Genomic DNA, 15875 nt, shown 5'->3' with positions numbered 1-15875 from the left:
CAGCGATGAGCAACCGTTTTAAATCAGGCACGATCATGGCAACTGCCTTGTTGGCGTCCGCGATCGCGGCAAGCGCTTCCACTGGGACCATGCACATTTTCTGGAAGGATCTGCGCCCGGCTACCCAGGCAGCCGCCGAAAGCGTCGGACTGCCGATGATCGCGGCCAAAATGCCGGATCGTGGCGAGACGCTCTCACTCGACTTGCAGGACAAGACCGTGCAACTCGCAGGCTATGCGCTGCCGGTCGACCGCGATGGTGATCTCGTCTACCAATTCCTGCTGGTGCCGTGGACGGGAGCCTGCAGCCACATGCCGACGCCGCCGCCTAACCAGATCGTCCTCGTCACGCCTGCACGGCCTTACAGGATGTCCGAGGCCTACCAGCCGGTTTCGGTGACCGGCGCATTACGGCCGGGCATGGAGAAGAGCCAGCTTTTCATCCTCGACGGCGTCAGTGTCATCCAGTCGGGCTACACCGTGCGCAAGGCCGAGGTGGTTAACGTCGGCGCCGTGCCGGACACGATCACGCTGCCGGTCAACTCGCCCTGGAGTTTCCTCAACAAAAAGAAGAACTAAACAGAAGAATCTCAGGCGGCGTTCGCGCCGGACTCCTTGTCGAGCATCATGTAATCCAGCGGCATCTCGGTCGTGTATTTGATCTGCTCCATGGCGAAGGAAGACGACACGTCGCGGATCTCGATCTTGGCGATCAGCCGCTTGTAGAAGGCGTCGTAGGCGGCGATATCGGGCACCACGACGCGCAAGAGATAGTCGACGTCGCCGCTCATGCGATAGAATTCGACCACTTCCGGGAATTCCTGGATGACCTCCGAAAAGCGCCGCAGCCATTCATGGCTGTGCGAATTGGTGCGGATCGAGACGAACACCGTTACCCGCACGTTGACCTTTTCATGATCGAGGATGGCGACGCGCCGCTTGATGACGCCCTCTTCCTCGAGCTTCTGGATGCGCCGCCAGCACGGCGTCGTCGACAGGCCGACCTTCTTGGCGACGTCGGCGACTGCAAGCGTCGCATCCTCCTGCAGGAGGCGGAGAATTTTTCTATCAAGGCGGTCCATTGGGTGCTCCCCTGATGCAAGTCGTCCAAGTGCGCAGCGGCCTTGGCACAACGACATGCATAAAAACAAGAATTTAACGCGCGTCCCCTCATGCGCGGCGCGCTTCGAGGAATGGATTACCATAATCCCTCTTGCTCGAGCCTATTACAAGAAAGAAATTCTGCCGCATAGTGCGAAAGCGAGTGATTTCTTGCTGAATGCCTAGCCGAGGCGATAGCGGATTTCCGATCTCAGAAAGGGCAGCAAATCCATTTCAAACCATGGATTGCGCTTCAGCCAGCCGGTGTTGCGCCAGGACGGGTGCGGCAGCGGCAGGACTTTCGGGTCGGTTGCCGCCGCCCAGATGGCACGCCAATCCATGACCGTTTCCGTCAGCGAGGGACGGCGCGCCGTGCCCATATGCCAGCTTTGCGCGTAGATGCCGATCATCAGCACCATATCGACTTGCGGCATCAGCGCCATCAGCGATGTGCGCCAGGCCGGCGCACATTCGCGGCGCGGCGGCAGGTCGGCGCCCCTGGCGTCCTGACCGGGAAAGCAAAAGCCCATCGGCACGATGGCGAATTTGTCCGTGTCGTAAAATTCCTCGCTGCCGACGCCCAGCCAGCTTCGCAGCCGGTCGCCGGAGGCGTCGGTGAACGGCATCCCTGTAATGTGAACCTTGGTACCCGGCGCCTGGCTGGCGATCAGGATACGCGCACTCGACGATGGCCTGAGCACCGGACGCGGCTGGTGCGGCAACGGCCTGCCGGCCGGGTTATCGACGCAGATGCGGCAGGCGCGTACCCTCGCCGCCAAGGCTTCCAGCTCTTCGCTCATTCGGAACTCGTTGTCAGGCGGCGGCACTCGGCCGGCTGGAGATGTCCCGATGCCAGCGCAGCACGTTCGTGCACTCTTCGGGTACCTTGATGCGAGCCGGCTTCATGAAGTCGATGGCCACCAGCCCGGTGATGTCGGCGATCGAATAGGCATCGCCGGCGACGAATTCCCTGCCGGCGAGCTCAGTGTCCAGAAATCTCAGGAATTCGATCGTCTTCGGCTTGTTGGCCTCGCCCCATTCGGGGATTTGCGGGATCTCCCATTCCCTCATTGCGGGGTGGATGTGCCGGAACGCCGCAGCGACGCAGCCGAACAGATTGAACTCCACACGTCTTTGCCACATCTCAACGATCGCCTTGCCGAGCGCGCCACGCCCGAACAAAGCCGGCTCGGGGTGCAGTTCCTCGAAGTAACGACAGATTGCGACGGATTCGGTGATGACGGTGCCGTCGTCGAGCTCGAGCACCGGTAGACGCTTCAGCGGATTGCGCGAGCTGACCGGCTGCTCTTTGTGCTCCAGCGCGCCCATGTCGACGGGCACCAGCGGAACCTGAAGTCCCTTTTCGGCCAGAAAAATCCGAACCCGGCGTGGATTGGGCGCCCGCCCGCCGTCGAACAGCTTCATCTCTATCCTCCTCGTCCGTCTCGACGAACTATAGGCACAGCTCACCAGAAGCGAAAAATTTCGCGCAAGGCGTCGCCGATCGACGCCAAGGTACCGTGCTTTCTTTCAACCAGCTCGTGGCCGTGGCTCTCGCGCCAGTTCTTCGGCTCGTCGAAAGTTCCGCCCCAGATGCCGGCTTTGCCCGCGCGCGCAGCAGCTTCCTCGGTCTCGAAATCGCCAAAGGCGACCGCCCAGCCGGCCTCGACCTGTGCGCGGTTGAGATCCTTGCCGCCGGCCTTGCAGTCGCCGAGCAGCCTGCCGTAGCGGTCCCGCTGCCAGCCGCTGCAGGAGACGGCTTTGCCGGCGATCAACCGCACCAGGGACTGCCGCGCGAGCTTGCCGCAAGGATAGTCGGCACCGTCCTTGCGACAGATCTGCGAATATTCCGGCGCGTCGATGCCACGCATGCGGATGCGCTCGCCGCCGAGCGTGATGCTATCGCCGTCATTGACAGTGGCCGCGCCCTCCGTCTTGCGCGTCTCGATCCGGTCGAGTCGCGCCGCCAGGAGGATCGCCAGGCCGAGCACGATGAGTGTCAGCCCATAGTCCATCAGTCGGCGCCACAGGCTTCGCGGACGCGGCGCATAGTATCGCTGGCGCGGCCATCGCGACCACGAACGGCTCATATGGCAAACCGTTGGTTAATCATTCGAACGTAGCTTAACGATTTGAAATTGCTGCCCGCGTAAATTGAAGACTTCATGCCCCTGCAACGCTCGACCATGGCAGACAAGTTTATTGTGGACCGCAGAAAACGCCATCGCAACAGCGATGTCGCGCGCGCGGTGCGCAAGACGCGCGACCGTCTTTCGCAGCAAGCCGGAAATCCCGACTTCGACCGCGAGCTGTTGAAGCTCCACGCGCTTTCGATGACCGGCGGCGTGATCGTCATTCCGCTGCTCATCCTGGCAACGGCCGCGGCAGGCTTGTTCGCGGGCGTCGGCAAGGAGATCGGCGTCTGGGCGCTGTTCACATTCATCTGCTATACCATCGTTGCATTCATGGCCAGACGCGTCACTCAAGCGTCCGAGCTCAACCCGCTGGAAACGCATAGGGATTTCCTGATCGGCCATTTTCTGTGCGGGCTTGGCTGGGCCTGGTTCGCATGGCTCGGCTGCGAAGCTTGCCAAATGGATCAGTTCCAGGTCGCCAAGGCGGTGGTGCTGCTGCTCGCCATGTCGGCAACCGCGATCCTGGCCTCGTCCCTGCGCGGTGCGCTGTTGGCGACCTTCGCCCTCCCGGTCGCCATCTATGCTTATGCCAGTGCGAAATTATGGATGCCGGTCGAGGCGATCATGGCAGGCTTGCTGATCTCCTCGTTGCCTTTCTTCGCCTATGTAGCGCGCCAGCTCAACCGTTCCTCGCTGATGCTGCTGTCGTTCCGCTCCGAAAAGGATGCGCTGATTGCCGAACTGGAGACGGCGAAATCGATGTCGGACGAGGCACGGCGGCGGGCGGAAGACGCCAATCTGGCGAAATCGCGTTTCCTGGCCTCGATGAGCCACGAACTGCGCACACCGCTCAACGCCATTCTCGGCTTTTCTGAAGTGATGGCCAACGAGGTGCTCGGCCCGATGAGCAACCCGACCTATCGCGACTATGCCCGTGACGTGCACGACTCCGGACAGCATCTGCTCGACCTGATCAACGAAATTCTCGATTTGTCGCGCATCGAAGCGGGCCGCTACCAGCTCAACGAGGAGCCGATGATGCTGCTCTCCGTCGTCGAGGATTGCTGCCACATGATGGAGCTGAAGGCGCGCAACAAGGACATCCGCATCGTCCAGGATTTCGAAAACGCCTTGCCGCGCTTGTTCGCCGACGAACGCGCGGTGCGGCAGATTGTGCTCAACCTGTTGTCCAATGCCATCAAGTTCACCGCCACCGGCGGCGAAATCCGCGTGCGCGTCGGCTGGACGGCGGGCGGCGGGCAATATCTCTCCGTCAAGGACAATGGGCCGGGCATACCGGAAGACGAGATTCCGATCGTGCTTTCGGCCTTCGGCCAGGGCTCGATCGCCATCAAGAGCGCCGAACAGGGCACCGGGCTTGGCCTGCCGATCGTGCAAGGCTTGCTGGCCATGCATGGCGGCGAATTCCAGCTCCATTCCAGGCTGCGCGAAGGCACCGAGGCGATCGCCATCTTCCCGCTGAGCCGGGTGATGGAGGAACTGCCGGCGCTGCCGACCAAGGCGGTTGCCTCGCGCCGGCGCTGAATGCTTAACCGCGGACCGCCGCTGCCATGCCGGAGCTGGTCAGCGCGGCCGCCTTGACCAGGCCGGCGGCAAGAGCCGCCCCTACCGCCTCGCCTTGACTGACGCCCAGATCGAGCAGCGGGCGAAGGCCGAGGCGCTCGGCGGCCTTGGCGTGACCAGGCTCCGGCGACAGGCTTGCGAGGAGACAATGATCGAGCGCGGCGGGGTTGGCGGCATGTAGGACACCAGCGGCGGCAGTCACCGCAAACCCATCGAGCAGCACCGGGATCTTCTGCATCCGCGCCGCCAGAATGGCGCCGCAGATCGCGGCGAATTCCCGCCCGCCGACCCGGCGCAGCGCTTCCAGCGGGTCCTTGAGGCTCGCGCCGTGAAACGCGACCGCGGCATCGACCACCTCCGCCTTGCGCCTCTGCATCGCCGCGTCTGCCCCTGATCCAGGGCCGATCCAGTCGGCGCCGGTGCCGCCGAACAGTGCCGTGCAAAGGGCCGCGGCGACAGTCGAATTGCCGACGCCGAGGTCGCCAAGGCAAAGCAGGTCGGTGCCGCCGGCAATCGCTTCCATGCCGAAGGCCATGGTAGCGGCACAACCGCGCTCGTCCAGTGCCGCATCCTCGGTAATGTCGGTTGTCGGGATGTGCAGAGCCAGATCGAACACCTTCAAGCCGAGATCGTTGGCGATGCAGATCTGGTTGATTGCTGCACCGCCGGCGGCGCAGAGCTCGACTGCATTTGCCGTGGCGGCGGCGGGGCGCGGCGAAATGCCGTGGCGGGTGACGCCATGATTGCCGGCAAAGATCGCCACCAATGGCCGCGTCACCGCCGGCGGCGCGCGGCCGCTCCACCCGGCGAGCCAGGCGGCAATGTCCTCGATGCGGCCAAGCGAGCCTTCGGGCTTGTCTGCCTTGGCAAACAACTGGCGCACGCGGGCCTTGGCCGCCATATCTCCCGGCGGCAGGCTCACCAGGAGGTCGCGAAAATCGTCGAAAGGCAGCGTGCTGGTCATGTCGATGGCGATCGTCCGTGTGAATTGGTGAGCGGCATAGCCGCCTTGGCCAGCCGGCACAACCTCAAGCCGGCACAAGCTCCAGGCCTGGTACAACTTCGAGGTATTGACGCGAAAGCACCCGTTGGCGGCGCTTCCCGGAGGGCTTGTATTGACTTTGTCGTTGCACCATGTGGAGGCTAGCCAAGGAAATCCTTATGACGGCCATTGAATCCCCGTGCATCCTGGTCTGCTCGATCGATATGAAAACCGGCTTCTGTTTCGGTTGCGGGCGCACGCGCGCGGAAATCGCTGCCTGGATCGACATGACCCCGCAAACCCGCCGCAGCGTCATGGCCGAGCTGCCGGCAAGGCTGGAAACGGTCGAGCGACGCCCCCGCCGGGAAACCCGTCGCAGCCGCATGGCACGCGAACGCGACGCCCTCTCGTGAACCGGCCGCAGAGATGAACCGACTGCTGTGGATTCTGATCGTCGCGATCGGGGCAGGTGTACTCCTGCTCATGCTCAACGATTCCGCCGGCAGTACATTCGGCATTGAGAATTACGATTTCAGCCAGCTGATCTGGCTTAGCGCTTTAGCGGCGCTCGTCGGCGCCGGCCTGCTCAGATCGGGCAGGCCGTTAGGCACCATGGCCCGCAGCCTCGGCGCCTGGGGCGCAATCGTGCTGGCGCTGATCGCCGGCTATCAGTACCGCTATGAGTTGCAGGATTTCGCCAGCCGCGTCACCGCCGGCCTTGTTCCCGGCAGTCCGCTGGCGCTGGGCGTGGAAGAAGGCCATGCCACCGTCACCCTGGACAAGGCCGGCAGCGGCCATTTCGAAGCGCGCGTCACGATCAACGGCACGCCGATCCTGACGGTTGTCGATACCGGCGCGACCAGCACCGTTCTGACCGCCGAGGACGCGCTGGCGGTCGGGTTCAATTCGGCGGCTCTCCGCTTCACCATACCGATCTCTACCGCCAACGGCATGACACGCGCGGCGGCGGTGCGAACCGACGAACTGTCGATCGGCGGCATCGTGCGCAAGGACATGCCCATCATGATCGCCGCACCCGGCACGCTCGGCCAGAGCCTGCTCGGCATGAATTTCATCGGCTCGCTATCGGGCTTCGACGTACGTGGCGATCGCATGATTTTGCGGGATTGAGTTTTTCCTCAGGCCGCCTCTGCGGTCCGGCCGAAATCGACCTCTGCAAAAGCCGCCTTGAGCACCTGCGGTCCGGCACCCGGCCTTGTCGCATCGGTGGACAGGATTTGCCGATAGCGGCGTGCACCGGGCAGGCCGTGAAACAGCCCGACCATGTGCCGGGTGACATGCCCGAGGCGTCCGCCCTGCTCGATATGGCGTGACGCGTAATCCGCCATGGCATCGATCAGTGCGACAAAATCGAACGACTCAGCTGTGCTGCCGTAAAACGCGGCATCGATGCCGGTGAGTATCCCTGGCGTGTGATAGGCGGCGCGGCCGAGCATGGCGCCATCGACATGGTCGAGATGCGTCAGCGCCTCTGCGAGAGATTGAATACCGCCATTGATGCCGATGAATTTGTTTTGTTTTCTGGCTTTCAGCCGATAGACGCGGCCATAGTCGAGCGGCGGGATGTCGCGATTTTCCTTTGGGCTCAGTCCTTCCAGCCAGGCCTTGCGGGCGTGCACCCACAGCGCGTCGGCGCCGGCCGCGAAAACACCATCGGCCAACGCATCGAGTGCCGGTTCCGGATCCTGCTCATCGACGCCGATACGGCACTTGACGGTGACCGGTATTTTCACCGCCGCCTTCATTGCCGCGACGCAATCCGCGACGAGCACGGGCGTCTTCATCAGGCACGCGCCGAAGGTGCCCGACTGGACGCGGTCGGACGGGCAGCCGACATTGAGGTTGATTTCATCATAGCCGAAGGCTTCGCCGATGCGCGCCGCCTCGGCCAGCTTTCCCGGATCGGCGCCGCCGAGTTGCAGCGCCAACGGATGTTCGTTGTCGTCGAAGCCAAGCAGCCGCTCGCGTGCGCCGTGGATGACCGCATCGGCCACCACCATCTCGGTATAGAGCAGCGCCTCGCGCGTCAGCTGGCGATGGAAGAACCGGCAGTGCCGGTCCGTCCAATCCATCATCGGCGCCACGGCAACTTTGTGGCGTAACATGTTCATTTTACTACTTTTCTGTCTCAGTCCGTTCGAATGACAGAGCAATTTGGCAAAAGATGCACACCTAACTGACCCGATATACGATTTTGCCGCCGCAACTGAAAGCAAATTGGCATGTCACACATGTCACTGTACGCACCAGTTAGATGCCTGCCGTGGAACGATGGACCGCCGGCGGCATACCAGTCAGCCAAGGCGAAGCGTGTTGCGGGCGATCTGCCACGCGGATTCGACATGCCGCCGCGCCGCCTCCTCCGCCTCGTCCGGCTTGCGCGAGCGGATTGCATCCATGATTTCGGTCATTTCGGCGATCGCCGGCTCGCGGCGGTTCTCCGACGCGATCGTCATTGAGCGGAGCTGGTTGATGCGGACATTCAGCCCCGTCACGATTTCCCAGGCAATGCGCTTGTCCGCCGCCTCGAACAGCGTTTCGTAGAATTTGGTCGTTGCCCGCATCACCTCGACAGGCGCACCGGACGCCCACGCCTCAAGCAGGTTCGTCAAGGCGGCATCGAGCGAGGCGATCTGCGCGTCCGTGGCTGTCAGGGCGCAAGCCCGCGCCGCGATGCCCTCGAGCAGCGCCCGCAATTCATAGATTTCGTCGGTGCGGCCGAGATCCGGCTTGGCCACGGCGGGTCCGTGGCCCGGTATCATCTGCACCAGGCCTTCCGCCTCCAGCTGCCGCAGCACCTCGCGCACGACGGAACGGCTTACCCCGAGCTGATCGCATAGCGGCCGCTCGACCAGCCTTTCGCCAGGCTGGAAATGGAAGCCCATGATCGCCTCACGCATGCGCTCCAGCGCCAGCGTCCTCAGCGTCTTGGCAGAGCGGTCGATCCGCAGCGTATCGCCTGACATTTTCTCTCCCTACCCCGATCCGGCCACAAAACAGATTCCATAGCCGATTGACAAGGCTTCTGGTGCTCCATAGTATGGTATACCATAAGATGATGTAAAGATTTCGGCGTTGCACAGCGCCGCGGCGACCGAGGACTTTCATGAAACCAGCCATTCGAAAGATCGTCACCTACATCGAGAACACGCTAATCGAGGGCGGCAAGGAAGCCCCAAAACCGCTGCGTCTGATCGGTGTCGCCGCTGTGCTGACAAATCCTTGGGCCGGCCGCGGTTTCACCGACGACCTGTCGCCGGAGATCCGCGCCATTGCTCCCGTCCTCGGTGAACTGCTGACCCACGAGATTATCGCCGTTGCCGGTTCCGGCGAGGCGATAGAGGGCTACGGCAAGGCCGCGGTCTGCGGCACGGCGGGCGAGATCGAGCATGCATCGGCGCTGATCCATACGCTGCATTTCGGCAACCATTACCGTCGCGCGGTCGGCGCCAAGACCTATCTCGCCTTCACCAATCTGCGCGGAGGGCCGAACACCCCGATCATGATCCCGCTGATGGACAAGAACGACGAAGGCCGCCGCTCCCACTATCTGACCGTACATTTCCAGATCGGCGACGCGCCCGCGCCCGACGAGCTGGTGGTGGCGCTTGGCGCTTCGATTGGCGGCCGCCCGCACCATCGTATCGGCGACCGCTATCAGGACCTCAAGGAGGTCGGAGACCTGCGTGGCTGACGTCGCTGCCACCGCATGGGTCCGGGACACGGCTCCGGACGGCACCGGCTTCATCCGCGCCGGCTCCGGCGCGCCGGTTCTGCTCATTCACGGTGTCGGCATGAACGCCGCGATCTGGCACGATCAGATCGCGGCGATGAAACACCATCATGACCTGATCGCCATCGACATGCTCGGCCACGGCGTTTCACCGCTGCCGCCGGAAGAAGCCAGCCTGTCGGATTTCGCCGATCAGGCGGTTCGCCTTCTCGACCATCTCGGCGTGGCGTCGGTATCGATCGTTGGCCATTCGATGGGCGCGCTGGTCGCTCTGGAGATCGCCCTTCGCACCCCATCGCGCGTTCGCTCAATCGTCTGTCTCAATGCGGTATTCCGCCGCCCCGCGGCCTTGGCGCAGGCCGTACGCCAGCGTGCGGCCGCGCTCGGCACCCATGGCAACCCTTCCGCCATTGCGGCTACGCTTGCCCGCTGGTTCGGCGACCCGCTGCCGGCGAATCTTATCGGGGCGGCCTCTACCGCGCGCGCCGCCCTTGAAAGGGTCGACCCCGAAGGCTACGCGCGCACCTATCGCCTTTTTGCCCATGCCGATGCCGAGCACGCCGATGCTCTCCCCGGTCTTGCCGCGCCGGCCCTGTTCATGACCGGGTCGCAGGACAGCAATTCGACCCCGGCCATGTCGGCGGCGATGGCGAGGCTTGCGCCGCACGGCCAATGCCTCGTGCTCAATGGAGAAAGGCATATGATGGCAATGGCTTCACCTGAAAAAGTGACCAAACACATCATGGAATTTCTCGACACGGCAGGAGACGCTGGCGTGAAGCCGGAGACGGATGCAGTCTTTGACAGCGGCGAATTCCGGCGCGCGCTCGGCTCGTTCCTGACCGGTGTCACCATCGTCACAACGATCGGAGCGGAAGGCGAACCGCGCGGCTTCACCGCCAACTCCTTCACCTCGGTCTCGCTCGAGCCGCCGCTGGTGCTTGTCTGCATCGCCAAGAGGGCCCTGGGGCACAGTGCTTTTTCGACATCGAGAGGTTTCGCCATCAACATCCTGTCGGAGGACCAGAAGGCCCATTCCGGCATCTTCGCTTCCAAAGCAGCGGACAAGTTCGCGGCCGTGGCCTGGCAGCCGGGCCGAACCGGCAATCCGCTGATCGACGGCTCCGTTGCAGTGTTCGATTGCGGCATGGAGCAGCTGGTCGATGCTGGCGATCACTCGATCCTCATCGGCCGCGTCCACGACTTCAGCCACAACGGAGCCCAGCCCCTCGGTTATTGCAGAGGCACCTACGTCACGCCCGGCCTCAGCCAGGAGGCGCTGGCGGCGGCGCCCCCCGATACGGAGGTCGGCGCCATTCTCGAGAACGAGGGCCGTGTGCTGTTCTTCGCAACGGCCGACGGGTTTCATGAATTGCCTGCGGGGCGCGGACTGGGCACGCCCAACGATGCGCGCAGCCTCAAGGGGCGCCTTGCCGCCAGGGCCATAGACGCGCAGCTCGGCTTCCTTTTCGCGGTGTGGGACGATGCCGCCGAACCCTGGCGCACGCATGTTTATTATCGCGGAACGGCCGAGGGGTCCTATTCCGACGATCGCCAGATGCGGCTTGTCGACATCGAGCAGATCGCCGATCTGGAGATCGCCGATCCTGCGGTGCGTTCGATGCTTGCCCGCTATGCGCGCGAACGCACGGAAGATGCATTCGGCGTCTATGTCGGCAACGAGGTCGAAGGCGAAGTCCGGCCGCTCGCCAAGCCCTCGCCTTCTCAAATTCCTCTTTCCGGCCGCGGGTGAAACCGATGAAGTTTTCGCTTTTCGTGCACATGGAGCGATCGGATCTGGCAAAGCCGCATTCCGAGCTTGTCGGCGAGCTGGAGGAGCTGGTTCTGCAGGCGGAAGAGGCAGGATTCGAGACTGCCTGGATCGGCGAGCATCACGGGATGGAATTCACCATCTCGCCGAACCCGTTCATCAACATCGCCTGGCTCGCCGCCAAAACCAGGCGCATCCGGCTCGGAACAGGAACCATCGTCGCGCCGTTCTGGCACCCGATCAAGCTTGCCGGCGAAGCAGCGATGGCCGACGTCGTCACCGGCGGCCGTCTCGACATCGGCATTGCGCGCGGCGCCTACGCTTACGAATACCAGCGACTTTTCCCAGGCCTCGAGGCCTGGGTCGCCGGGCAGCGTATGCGCGAGATGGTGCCGACGATCCGGGGCCTTTGGGATGGTGATTTCGAACTCGCCGGCGAGTTCTGGTCGTTTCCTTCAACCACCTCGTCGCCCAAGCCGCTGCAAAAGCCTTATCCGCCGATCTGGGTGGCCGCACGCGATCCGAACTCGCACGACTTTGCGGTTTCCAGCAAATGCAACGTCCAGGTGACGCCGCTTGCTTCCGGCGATGGCGAAGTGGCCAGCCTGATGGAGCGTTTCAACGCGGCGTGCAATGCCCACCCCGACGTACCAAGGCCGGAGATTATGCTGCTGATGCATACTTTCGTCGCCGAGGATGCAGCGGAGGCTGACCGGCTCGCGCAGGATCTGTCGCAGTTCTACTGCCAGTTCGGCGCCTGGTTCCAGAACAAGAAGCCGGTGCACCAGGGCATAATGGAAGCGCTGACCGAAGACGAGATCGCGGCCATGCCGCAATATGCGCCTGACAAGATCAGGCAGAACCTGGTCATTGGCGAAGCCGACGAGGTGATCGCCAGGCTGAAGGCCTACGAAGCGCTCGGCTACGATCAGTATTCGATCTGGATCGACAGCGGCCTTTCCCATCGGCGCAAGAAGAAATCGCTGCAGCTCTTCATCGACAGGGTGATGCCGGCCTTTTCCGAACCGAAAGCCGGATTGCGATGAGCACCACTCAATTCAGGAACTATATTGACGGCAGCTTCGTCGAAGTGGCGGCGACCTTCGACAGCATCGATCCCTCGACGGGCGCGCCATGGGCGAAGATGCCCGCTGCATCGTCTGATGACGTCGACCGCGCCGTCGAAGCTGCTCACCGGGCGCTTGGCTCCGGCACGTGGCCGGCAATGACGGCAACGGCACGCGGCAAGGTTCTGGTGCGGCTCGGCGATCTGGTGGTCGCCAATGCCGACCGGCTGGCGGAACTCGAGACGCGCGATACCGGCAAGATCATCCGCGAGACCCGCGCCCAGATCGCCTATGTCGGCGACTATTACCGCTATTATGGCGGGCTGGCCGACAAGCACGAGGGCTCGTTTGTTCCCATCGACAAGGCCGACATGGAAGTGACCATCCGGCCGGAGCCAATCGGCGTCGTAGCCGCCATTGTGCCGTGGAACTCGCAGCTCTTCCTGTCCGCCGTCAAGCTCGGGCCGGCGCTGGCGGCCGGCTGCACCATCGTTCTGAAAGCATCGGAAGACGGCCCTGCCCCGTTGCTGGCCTTCGCTGAACTCGTCCATGAGGCGGGATTTCCCGCCGGGACCGTGAACATCCTGACCGGCTTCGGCCACGATTGCGGTCACCGGCTGACCAGTCATCCGCTCGTCGCCCGCGTCGCCTTCACCGGCGGTCCCTCGACCGCTCGGCAGATCGTCAGGAATACGGCGGAAAACCTCGCCTTCACGACGCTCGAGCTCGGCGGCAAAAGCCCGGTCGTGGTGTTTGCCGATGCCGATCTGGACAGCGCCGCCAACGCGGTCGTTGCCAGCATCTTCGCTGCCACCGGCCAGAGCTGCGTCGCCGGCTCGCGGCTGCTGGTCCAGCGCTCCGTGAAGGACGAATTCCTCGACCGGCTCAAGCGCAAGGCCGAGGCGATCAGGATTGGCGATCCGCAGGATCCCGCGATCGAAATGGGACCGCTCGCCACCTCGCGCCAGCGCGAATGGATAGAGAAGATCATTGCTGAAAGCCTGGCCGCGGGCGGGCAACTGGTCACCGGCGGCATCCGCCCCGCGGGCATGGCGGACGGCTTCTATTACGCGCCGACGATTATCGACGCGCCTGATCAGACGCTTGCCTGCGTGCGCGAAGAGCTCTTCGGCCCGGTGCTCTGTGTGCTAGCCTTCGACAGCGAAGCTGAAGCGCTTTCGCTCGCCAACGACACGAAGTTCGGCCTGGCGTCCGGCGTGTTCACCACCAATCTGGCAAAAGCCCACCGCATGGCGCGCGGCATCCATGCCGGCGTTGTCTGGATCAACACCTATCGGGCGGTCTCGCCGCTGGTTCCGTTTGGCGGCTACGGCCAATCCGGGCTCGGCCGCGAGGGCGGCCTCGATGCGATCCGCGACTACACGCGTTCGAAATCGGTGTGGATACGCACCTCCGACGACCCAATTCCCGATCCTTTTGTCATGCGGTAGCCGCCGCTGGCCGGAGATGCGCGATCAAGGCGAAAACGACCGATCGCGAACAGACACCAACGAAAACAACAGAGGAGAACGACATGAAACTGATCATCACCGGCTTCCTTGCCGGATTTATTGCAACGACAGTTCTGGCAACGACGGCCGCAAAGGCCGAGGACATGGTCTTCACCAGCTGGGGCGGGACGACCCAGGAAGCGCAGACCAAATCCTGGGCCGAGCCGTTCACCGCTGCATCCGGCATCAAGGTCATGCAGGACGGCCCGACCGACTACGGCAAGCTGAAGGCGATGGTCGACAGCGGCAGTGTCAACTGGGACGTCGTCGACGTCGAGATGGATTTCGCCATCAAGGCGGCCAAGGACGGTCTGCTCGAGCCGATCGACTTCAAGGCCGTGTCGAAGGCCGACCTCGATCCGCGCTTCACCACCGATCATGCCGTCGGCAGTTTCTACTATTCCTTCGTGCTCGCCTGGAACAAGGGCGCCGTTTCGGGTGAACCGGCCGGCTGGGCCGACATGTTCGACCTGACGAAGTTCCCGGGCAAGCGGACCTTCTACAAATGGTCGGCGCCCGGTGTCATCGAGATCGCGCTGCTGGCCGATGGTGTTCCGGCGGACAAGCTCTATCCGCTGGATCTCGATCGCGCCTTCAAGAAACTCGACACCATCAAGTCGGACATCGTCTGGTGGGGCGGCGGGGCGGAGTCGCAGCAATTGATCGCATCCGGCGAAGCAACGTTCGGCCAGCTGTGGAACGGCCGCGTCTTCGCACTGGACAAGGAAGGCGCCGATGTCGGCGTCTCCTGGAACCAGAACCTGACCGCAGCCGACGTTCTGGTGGTACCGAAGGGTGCCAAGAACAAGGATACGGCGATGAAATTCCTCGCCGCGGCGAGCAGCCCCGCCGGCCAGGCCAAATTTGCCGAAGCCAGCGGCTATGCGCCGATCAACACCAAGGCCAAGGCAGAGATGCCGGCCGATGCCGTGAAATCGCTGCCGGACGCTCATGTCGACGGACAGATCAATCTCGACATGAACTACTGGGCCGCCAATCGCGACACCATCGCCGCGCGCTGGTATGCCTGGCAGGCGAAATAAGCCCGCCCCTGAACCGCAATGGACGAGACGGTTCGCGCCGTCTCGTCCCGTAGCCGGGTCGCTGTCATGTCGGTCGAAACACGCCGGAACTTTGGAACGGTGCGGGTGCCGGCAGGTCTCAATGGCCTGCTGCCGGCCCTGATTCTGATTATGCTGTTCTTCGTCGTCCCCGTGCTGGCGCTGCTTTTGCGCAGTGTCACGGAGCCCGAGCCAGGCTTGCAGAACTATGCTGCCCTGCTCGGTGACGGCACCTATGCGCGGGTGTTCTTCAACACATTCCTGGTCGCGGCGTTGGTCACCATCGTCACGGTCCTTGTCGCCTTTCCGGTCGCCTGGATGCTGGCGATCATGCCTTCGGGACCGGCCTCGATCATCTTCGGCATCATCATTCTGTCGATGTGGACGAACCTGCTCACCCGCACCTATGCCTGGATGGTGCTCCTGCAGCGTACCGGCGTCATCAACCGGACGCTGATGACCATCGGCGTCATCGACCACCCGCTGCCGCTCATCAACAATCTCACCGGCGTCACCATCGGCATGGTCTATATCATGCTGCCCTTCATGATCCTGCCGCTGGTCGGCACGTTACGGGCGATCGATCCGATGACGCTGCGTGCGGCGTCGCTGTGCGGCGCAAGCCCTTTCCAGGCGTTCCGCCGCATCCTCGTGCCGCTGTCGTTGCCCGGCGTCGCCGCCGGTGGCCTGATGGTCTTCGTCATGTCGCTCGGCTACTTCGTAACGCCGGCACTGCTCGGCGGCACGTCGAACATGATGCTTGCCGAAATGATCGCGCAGATGGTCCAGTCGCTGCTCAACTGGGGGCTCGGCAGCGCCGCGGCCTTCATCCTGCTTGTCGTCACCATGGCTCTCTACGCGCTGCAACTGCGCCTTGCCGGTGCCAGGCGCATGAGCGGAGGCATCTGAG

16 protein-coding genes and 1 pseudogene are annotated in these 15875 nt (G+C 63.3%); 10 read left to right on the top strand and 7 right to left on the bottom strand.

Features of this window, described 5'->3' with window-relative positions; all coding sequences use genetic code 11:
- Positions 1-5 precede the first annotated feature (5 nt).
- Positions 6-578 (top strand): DUF3299 domain-containing protein, encoded by a 573-nt coding sequence (locus tag NKH93_RS27505; protein ID WP_352816421.1) that lies wholly within the window; start codon positions 6-8, stop codon positions 576-578.
- An 11-nt stretch (positions 579-589) separates the two neighbouring features.
- Here NKH93_RS27505 and NKH93_RS27500 read toward each other — a convergent pair whose 3' ends face one another.
- From NKH93_RS27500 to NKH93_RS27485, 4 genes and pseudogenes are all read right to left on the bottom strand, one after another.
- On the bottom strand, positions 590-1081 hold the full coding sequence (locus NKH93_RS27500; RefSeq protein ID WP_023675006.1) for an Lrp/AsnC family transcriptional regulator: 492 nt from the start codon (positions 1079-1081) through the stop codon (positions 590-592).
- A 201-nt stretch (positions 1082-1282) separates the two neighbouring features.
- Positions 1283-1900 (bottom strand): annotated as a pseudogene (locus tag NKH93_RS27495) (uracil-DNA glycosylase family protein); the annotation flags it as partial.
- Positions 1901-1913: 13 nt separating this feature from the next.
- Positions 1914-2525 carry a glutathione S-transferase gene (locus NKH93_RS27490; protein ID WP_352973643.1) on the bottom strand — a complete coding sequence of 204 codons (612 nt, stop codon included), beginning with the start codon at positions 2523-2525 and terminating at the stop codon, positions 1914-1916.
- A gap of 41 nt (positions 2526-2566) precedes the next feature.
- Positions 2567-3190, bottom strand: coding sequence for a thermonuclease family protein (locus NKH93_RS27485; protein WP_352508414.1), 624 nt, complete (start codon positions 3188-3190; stop codon positions 2567-2569).
- Between the two features lie 75 nt (positions 3191-3265).
- Between NKH93_RS27485 and NKH93_RS27480 the strand changes: the two genes are divergently transcribed.
- Positions 3266-4780 carry a sensor histidine kinase gene (locus NKH93_RS27480; RefSeq protein WP_352927392.1) on the top strand — a complete coding sequence of 505 codons (1515 nt, stop codon included), beginning with the start codon at positions 3266-3268 and terminating at the stop codon, positions 4778-4780.
- A 4-nt stretch (positions 4781-4784) separates the two neighbouring features.
- On the opposite strand, the gene NKH93_RS27475 is transcribed toward NKH93_RS27480, so the two are convergent.
- Positions 4785-5783, bottom strand: a complete 999-nt coding sequence (locus NKH93_RS27475; protein ID WP_352471937.1) for a nicotinate-nucleotide--dimethylbenzimidazole phosphoribosyltransferase — start codon at positions 5781-5783, stop codon at positions 4785-4787.
- Between the two features lie 197 nt (positions 5784-5980).
- Here NKH93_RS27475 and NKH93_RS27470 point away from each other — a divergent pair, with 197 nt between their 5' ends.
- Both NKH93_RS27470 and NKH93_RS27465 read left to right on the top strand, forming a co-directional pair.
- A complete protein-coding gene (locus NKH93_RS27470; protein ID WP_352471906.1) occupies positions 5981-6214 on the top strand; it encodes a DUF1289 domain-containing protein in 234 nt (77 codons plus the stop codon).
- A gap of 13 nt (positions 6215-6227) precedes the next feature.
- The gene (locus NKH93_RS27465; protein ID WP_352540527.1) at positions 6228-6932 is read left to right on the top strand and encodes a TIGR02281 family clan AA aspartic protease; all 705 of its coding nucleotides are present in this window, start codon (positions 6228-6230) and stop codon (positions 6930-6932) included.
- Positions 6933-6940: 8 nt separating this feature from the next.
- Here NKH93_RS27465 and dusA read toward each other — a convergent pair whose 3' ends face one another.
- Positions 6941-7933: a tRNA dihydrouridine(20/20a) synthase DusA gene (dusA, locus tag NKH93_RS27460; RefSeq protein ID WP_352815609.1), complete on the bottom strand. Its 993-nt coding sequence runs from the start codon at positions 7931-7933 to the stop codon at positions 6941-6943.
- Positions 7934-8116: 183 nt separating this feature from the next.
- Positions 8117-8788, bottom strand: coding sequence for a GntR family transcriptional regulator (locus tag NKH93_RS27455; RefSeq protein WP_023674997.1), 672 nt, complete (start codon positions 8786-8788; stop codon positions 8117-8119).
- 140 nt (positions 8789-8928) lie between these two features.
- Here NKH93_RS27455 and NKH93_RS27450 point away from each other — a divergent pair, with 140 nt between their 5' ends.
- The 6 genes from NKH93_RS27450 to NKH93_RS27425 all read left to right on the top strand — a co-directional run bounded on the left by NKH93_RS27450 (position 8929) and on the right by NKH93_RS27425 (position 15874).
- On the top strand, positions 8929-9516 hold the full coding sequence (locus NKH93_RS27450; RefSeq protein WP_352927389.1) for an amino acid synthesis family protein: 588 nt from the start codon (positions 8929-8931) through the stop codon (positions 9514-9516).
- A complete protein-coding gene (locus NKH93_RS27445) occupies positions 9509-11308 on the top strand; it encodes an alpha/beta fold hydrolase (RefSeq protein ID WP_352973642.1) in 1800 nt (599 codons plus the stop codon). Before NKH93_RS27450 ends, NKH93_RS27445 begins: the two co-directional genes overlap by 8 nt.
- Before the next feature lie 5 nt (positions 11309-11313).
- Complete coding sequence (locus NKH93_RS27440; RefSeq protein ID WP_352927383.1) at positions 11314-12372, top strand: LLM class flavin-dependent oxidoreductase; 1059 nt, start codon at positions 11314-11316, stop codon at positions 12370-12372.
- Positions 12369-13844, top strand: coding sequence for an aldehyde dehydrogenase (locus NKH93_RS27435; protein WP_352927380.1), 1476 nt, complete (start codon positions 12369-12371; stop codon positions 13842-13844). Before NKH93_RS27440 ends, NKH93_RS27435 begins: the two co-directional genes overlap by 4 nt.
- Positions 13845-13927: 83 nt before the next feature.
- A complete protein-coding gene (locus NKH93_RS27430; protein WP_352540533.1) occupies positions 13928-14947 on the top strand; it encodes an ABC transporter substrate-binding protein in 1020 nt (339 codons plus the stop codon).
- 66 nt (positions 14948-15013) lie between these two features.
- Positions 15014-15874, top strand: coding sequence for an ABC transporter permease (locus tag NKH93_RS27425; RefSeq protein WP_502896503.1), 861 nt, complete (start codon positions 15014-15016; stop codon positions 15872-15874).
- The last annotated feature ends 1 nt before the right edge of the window (position 15875 follow it).

The sequence above is a fragment of the Mesorhizobium sp. M0954 genome, from assembly GCF_040319155.1.
In the GTDB taxonomy this organism is placed as follows: domain Bacteria; phylum Pseudomonadota; class Alphaproteobacteria; order Rhizobiales; family Rhizobiaceae; genus Mesorhizobium.
This window is presented reverse-complemented; position numbering and strand designations above follow the sequence as displayed.